The 5,250-nt window shown below is 73.4% G+C and carries 3 protein-coding genes; all 3 read left to right on the top strand.

The window, feature by feature from the left end:
* Nucleotides 1–11: 11 nt before the first annotated feature.
* Genes ABZ749_RS28750 through murF form a run of 3 tightly spaced genes read left to right on the top strand, consistent with a single transcriptional unit; the run spans nucleotide 12 to nucleotide 5,201 of the window.
* Nucleotides 12–2,192, top strand: a complete 2,181-nt coding sequence (locus ABZ749_RS28750; protein WP_357233273.1) for a penicillin-binding protein 2 — start codon at nucleotides 12–14, stop codon at nucleotides 2,190–2,192.
* Between the two features lie 52 nt (nucleotides 2,193–2,244).
* A complete protein-coding gene (locus tag ABZ749_RS28745; protein ID WP_357233271.1) occupies nucleotides 2,245–3,807 on the top strand; it encodes a UDP-N-acetylmuramoyl-L-alanyl-D-glutamate--2,6-diaminopimelate ligase in 1,563 nt (520 codons plus the stop codon).
* Entirely contained in the window at nucleotides 3,804–5,201 is a 1,398-nt protein-coding gene (gene murF / locus ABZ749_RS28740) for a UDP-N-acetylmuramoyl-tripeptide--D-alanyl-D-alanine ligase (RefSeq protein WP_357233269.1), read from the top strand. Before ABZ749_RS28745 ends, murF begins: the two co-directional genes overlap by 4 nt.
* Nucleotides 5,202–5,250: the final 49 nt, after the last annotated feature.

Raw genomic sequence — 5,250 nt, 5'->3', positions numbered from 1 at the left:
TACGCACCATCGTGCCGTTCGACGACGAGACCATCACCGCCTCGGTCCGGCGCACCGGCCCCGACGGTCAGCCGCGCACCGGCGAGCCGGGCATCGGGGGCATCTCCGGCGCCCGGGCGTACACCCCGAGGGGTCGCACGGTCCGCGAGGAGCGCGGCACCCCGGCGCGCGGCCAGGGCGCCGAGCAGCGGCGTACGCCGCGCAGCACCCGGTCCGGTGACCCGTTCCGGCCGGCGTTGCAGGTGCTCGACGGCGGTCGGGCCGCCGCCCGGGCCGGTCGGCGCGACGCTCCGGCCGCCGGGCGCGGTGGGGTGGTGCGCACCGTCGTACCGCGTACCCGCCGTGGCCCGGGTGGCGACGAGCCGCCGCCGCGTCGCCGGACCACGCCACGCGCGCCGCGGCGCACCGACCGACCGGCGGCCCGGCGGCCGGCGCGCAAGCCACGACGCCCGCCGAAGCTGGCCGACTCGCGGCTGCGGCTGCGGCTGGGCACAGTGCTCGCCCTGACGCTCTTCGCCACCATCGGGATCCGGCTGATCTTCCTCCAGACGGTCGACGCTCCGGCGTACGCCGGGGGCGGCATCAGCGACCGCCTCCGCACCGTCGAGCTGCCGGCGCCGCGGGGCGCGATCTACGACAGCACCGGCGCGCCGCTGGCCCGCAGTGTCGAGGCACGGTACGTGTACGCCGACCCGACCGAGGTGGAGGATTCGGCCGCCGTCGCCAAGGCGCTCTCCCCGCTGCTCGGCATCGCGGTGTCGAAGCTCGTCGAGCAGATGAAGCCCCGCAAGCTGGAGGACGGCAAGCCGTCCCGATTCGTGTACCTGGCGCGGGGAGTGGAGATCTCCACCGCCAAGCGGGTGCAGGCGCTGGAACTGTCCGGCATCGGGGTGCACCGCGACGAGCGCCGTGAGGTGCCCGGTGGTGACCTGGCGGCCAACCTGATCGGCTTCACCAGTCAGGACATGGTCGGGTTGGAAGGGCTGGAGGCCCGCTACGACGACGTGCTCGCCGGTCAGGACGGCAAACGGGTGTACGAGGCCGGCCTCGGCGACCTCGCCGCGCCGATTCCCGGTGGCTACAGCCGAACCACTCAGGCCAAGCCGGGCAGCTCGCTCGCTCTCACCCTCAACCGCGACCTGCAGTTCCGAACCCAGCAGATCCTCAGCGCGGGCATGGCCAAGGCGCCGGGCGGGACCGGCGCGGCAGTGGTCATGGAGATTCCCTCCGGCGCGGTCCTGGCCCAGGCAAGCAACCCGACGTACAACGCGGCGAAGCCGACGCCCAGCGACCCGGTCGCCCGGGAGGACGCCGCGACCAGCTTCGTGGTCGACCCCGGCTCGGTGCACAAGGCCATCACCTACGGCGCGGCGTTGCAGGAGGGTGTGATCACGCCGGACACCACGTTGCCGATCGCCAACAACATCAAGATGGGCGACACCTGGTTCTCCGACACCCATCCGGCGAACGGCAAGCGGATGAGCGTGCCGGGGATGCTCGCCTACTCGTCGAACGTCGGCACCATCACGATCGCGGAGAAGCTCGGCCGGGACCGGTTGATCGACTACCAGAAGCGGTTCGGGCTGGGCAAGCCCACCGGCGAGGGGATGCCCGGGGAGGCCAGCGGCCGACTGCTGCCGGCCGACGAGTGGAGCGGATCGTCGCGTGGGTCGGTGCCCATCGGGCACAGCGTCGACGCCACGCCGTTGCAGATGGCCGCCGCGTACGCCGCCATCGCCAACAACGGCACGTACGTGCAGCCGCACCTGGTCAAGGAGGTGATCGGCCCGGACGGCAAGCGCACCCCCGCGCCGGCCCCGGTCACCCGGTCGGTGCTCAGCCCGCAGAACGCGGCGGCCCTGCGCACCATGCTGGAGGCCGTCACCACCGTCGACGGCGCCACCGGAGTCACCGCAGCGGTGCCCGGCTACCGGGTCGCCGGCAAGACCGGCACCGGATCGCGGCTGGTCAACGGCAAGATCGAGCCCGACAAGGTGTCCTCCTTCATCGGCATGGCCCCCGCCGAGAACCCCCGCTACGTGATCGCGGTCTTCGTGTACGCGCCCAACGGCGGGGGTGCGGCGATCGCCAATCCAGCGTTCCGCGACATGATGCAGTTCACTCTGCGTCACTACCGCGTGCCACCCTCGACCGGCGGATCCGCGCCCAAGTTCGTGGTCTATCCGCGCTGAGCAGCGATGGCGGGACATCATCGGTGAGTGCCGACGAACCACCGGGGCGGCTGTGCGGCCGGAACCGGACGACCGGGTAGGGTCTGACGCCGTGCCCGGCAATCCACGTCCACGTACCGTGACCGGAGTCCGGCTCGGTGATCTCGCCGTCCGGCTCGCCGTCGACCTTCCGGCGGACGCCGCCGCGGTGGTCGTCTCCGGGGTCACCCACGCCAGCCAGGAGGTTCGCCCCGGCGACCTGTACGCGGCGCTCCCCGGTGCCCGTCGGCACGGGGCGGAGTTCGCCGCCGGTGCCGTCGAGGCGGGTGCCGTGGCGCTGCTGACCGACCCGGCCGGTGCGGAGTTGGCGGCGGGAACCGGCCTGCCCGCCCTGGTGGTGTCCGACCCGCGCGCCGTGCTCGGCGAGCTGGCCTCGGCCGTGTACGGCGACCCGACCGCCGACCTCACAGTGATCGGGGTGACCGGCACCGCGGGCAAGACGTCCACCGCGTACCTGATCGAGTCGGGGCTGCGGGCCGCCGGGCACACCACCGGGCTGGTCGGGACTGTGGAGACCCGCCTCGGTGATCTGGTGATCGACAGTGTGCGCACCACCCCCGAGGCGACCGACCTGCACGCCATGCTCGCCACCGCCCGCGAGCGTGGGGTCACCGCCGTGGTCATGGAGGTCTCCAGCCACGCGCTGGCCATGGGCCGGGTGGGCGGGGTCCGGTTCGCCGTCGGTGGTTACACCAACTTCGGCTCCGACCACCTGGACTTCCACGCCGACAGCGACGACTACTTCGCCGCGAAGGCCCAGCTCTTCGACGGGCGCTGCGCGGTCGAGGTGCTCAACCACGACGACCCGGCGTTGAAGCCGCTGCTCAAGCCGACCACCATCACCTACTCGGCGGGCGGTGACCAGGGCGCTACCTGGTGGGCCGATGGTGTGGGCGGCGAGGGCTACGCGCAGCGGTTCACCGCGCACGGCCCGGACGGCGTGGCAGTGTCCGCCGGCGTCGCGCTGCCCGGCCGGCACAATGTGGCCAACGCGCTGCTGGCCATCGCCGCACTCGTCGGTGCCGGGGTGGACCCGGTGACCGCCGCGACCGGTGTGGCTGCCTGCGGGGGCGTCCCGGGCCGGCTGGAGCTGGTCGACGTCGCCGCGCCGGTGCGCGGGGTGGTCGACTACGCCCACAAGTCGGACGCGATAGTGGCAGCGCTTGCCGCGCTGCGTGAGTTGAGCGCCGGCCGACTGATCTGTGTGATCGGCGCCGGTGGGGACCGGGACCGGGGCAAGCGGCCGGTGATGGGCGCCGCCGCGGCGGAGGGAGCCGACGTGGTGCTGGTGACCGACGACAACCCGCGCACCGAGGACCCGGGGGAGATTCGCGCCGAGGTGCTGGCCGGGGCGTACCGGGCCGGCACGGCCGCCCGGATCATCGAGGTGGCGGGCCGCCGCGCCGCGATCGACGAGGCGGTGCGACTGGCGGAGCCGGGCGACGTGATCGCGCTGCTCGGCAAGGGCCACGAGCGCGGCCAGGAGGTGGCGGGTCAGGTGCTTCCGTTCGACGACAGCATCGAGTTGGCCGAGGCGCTGCGGGCCCGCTTCGGGGACCTGGCGGGTCAGCGGTGATCACGCTGAGCCTGGCCGAGGTGGCCGCGGCGGTCGACGGGCGGCTGGTGGCCGCCGACCCGGCCGCCACAGTGACCGGTTCGGTGGAGTTCGACTCGCGCAAGGTGGGGCCCGGCTCGCTCTTCGTGGCCTTTCCGGGGGAGAAGGTCGACGGGCACGACTACGCGGCGACGGCGATCCAGGCCGGCGCGGTGGCGGTGCTCGGCAGCCGAGAGGTGCCCGGGGTGCCGATGGTGCTCGTCGACGACGCCCTGACCGCGATGGGCCGACTGGCCCGCGCGGCGGTGGACCGGCTGACCGGGCTGACCGTGATCGGCGTGACCGGCTCGTCCGGCAAGACCACCACGAAGGACCTGATCGGGCAGCTCACCTCCCGGCTCGGGGCCACTGTGGCGCCACCCGGCTCGTTCAACAACGAGCTGGGGCACCCGTACACCGCCCTGCGGGCCGACCCGGACACCCGTTACCTGGTGATGGAGAAGGGCGCGCGCGGGATCGGGCACGTCCGTTACCTGTGCGAGCTGGTGCCGCCCCGGATCTCCGTGGTGCTCAACGTCGGCACGTCGCACATCGGCGAGTTCGGCTCGCAGGACGCCATCGCCGTGGCCAAGGGTGAGCTGGTCGAGGCGCTGCCGCCGGACGGGCTGGCCGTGCTGAACGCCGACGACCCACTGGTGGACGCGATGGCGGGCCGCACGCAGGCCCGGGTGGTCCGCTACGGCGAGGCGCCCGACGCCGACGTGCGCGCCGAGGACGTCACGCTCGACGAGCGGGGACACCCGTCGTACACCCTGGTCACCCCGGAGGGACGCGCCTCGGTGCGGCTCCGACTGGCCGGCCGCCACCAGGTCTGGAACACGCTCGCGGCGGCGGCGGTCGCCCGGGAGCTGGGCATGCCGCTGGCCGAGCTGGCCACGGCCCTCGGCGAGCTGGGGCTGGTCTCGACCCGACGGATGGACGTCTTCGACCGCCCCGACGGGGTGACCGTGATCGACGACTCGTACAACGCGAACCCGGCCTCGATGGCGGTCGCGGTGCGGGCGCTGGCGAGCATGGGCCAGGGGCGGCGTACCGTCGCGGTGCTTGGTTACATGGCCGAGCTGGGCCCGTTCGAGTACGACGGCCACGCCGAGGTCGGCCAACTCGCGGCCGAGCTGGGTGTCGACCGGCTGCTCGTGGTGGGTGAGCCGGCCGCGCCGATCCACGAAGGCGCGACAGCGGTAGCAAACTGGGGAGGAGAGTCGGTGCTGCTCACCGATCAGGCGGCGGCCGTCGAGGTGCTGCGCAGCGAGCTACGACCGGGTGACGTCGTCCTGGTCAAGGGCTCCCGGTACCGGACCTGGGAGGTGGCCGACGCACTGCGCGCCGACGCCGGTGGGGAGCCGACCCGATGAGGGCGGTCATCGTCGCCATCGGGGTGGCCTTCCTCGTCTCGCTCTTCTG

It is taken from the genome of Micromonospora sp. NPDC047753, from assembly GCF_040642735.1.
In the GTDB taxonomy this organism is placed as follows: Bacteria; Actinomycetota; Actinomycetes; order Mycobacteriales; family Micromonosporaceae; genus Micromonospora.
The sequence above is the reverse complement of the archived record's forward strand: the minus strand, read 5'-3'. Positions and strand labels throughout refer to the sequence as shown.